Raw genomic sequence first — 596 nt, 5'->3', positions numbered from 1 at the left:
GCCCTATCTCATAGGTTGTGAAATCTGGATTGAGTTCATTTTCATCCATGCCTAGCTCCCTCCCCGCCTCAATCAATATCTTCTTCATGTTGCTGGCCTTAAGCCCATTATGGGTAACCAGAATTTTTCCTTTGGGCAGTTTATGAATCACATAATCTTTAAAGTGGTGCGCTTCCTTTTCGCCAGATAACACAAAGTCTTGTCCAAGTGATTCCTTCAATGACTTATTCTCATTAATTAACTTCAGAACAACATCATCAACAGTCATGCCGAAGTCATCGACATACTCCCTGAGGCTTTCTAACGTTGATTCACTGAGGTTTAAATCGTTTTTTTTACTCATGTAGTCACCACTATGCTAGTTGTCAGAAAAGAAAAAAACAACACAAGTAGTATAGTACACATATTTTTAGTATTGAACAAGCAACATAGAAGTCACTGATCGCTGGTTCAAAAAGAACAGCTACACCGCTGGATTTACCATAACATCTCTTACCCGCACCGCGCCGGAGGCACTCAGGGCGTTTCTGATGGCTGACGGGCAAAAGGTGGTGGCAAGTACACCGAAAACCACCAGAAACGCACCTGATTTATTT

Annotated in this window: 1 protein-coding gene; it reads right to left on the bottom strand. The window is 41.8% G+C overall.

Going from position 1 to position 596, the window contains the following annotated elements; all coding sequences use genetic code 11:
- On the bottom strand, window positions 1-343 hold a 343-nt coding region (locus tag U9R90_RS36690; RefSeq protein WP_268202741.1), incomplete at its 3' end, for a hypothetical protein.
- Between the last annotated feature and the right edge of the window lie 253 nt (window positions 344-596).

This window comes from Streptomyces sp. E11-3 (assembly GCF_046540415.1).
In the GTDB taxonomy this organism is placed as follows: domain Bacteria; phylum Actinomycetota; class Actinomycetes; order Streptomycetales; family Streptomycetaceae; genus Streptomyces.
This window is presented reverse-complemented; position numbering and strand designations above follow the sequence as displayed.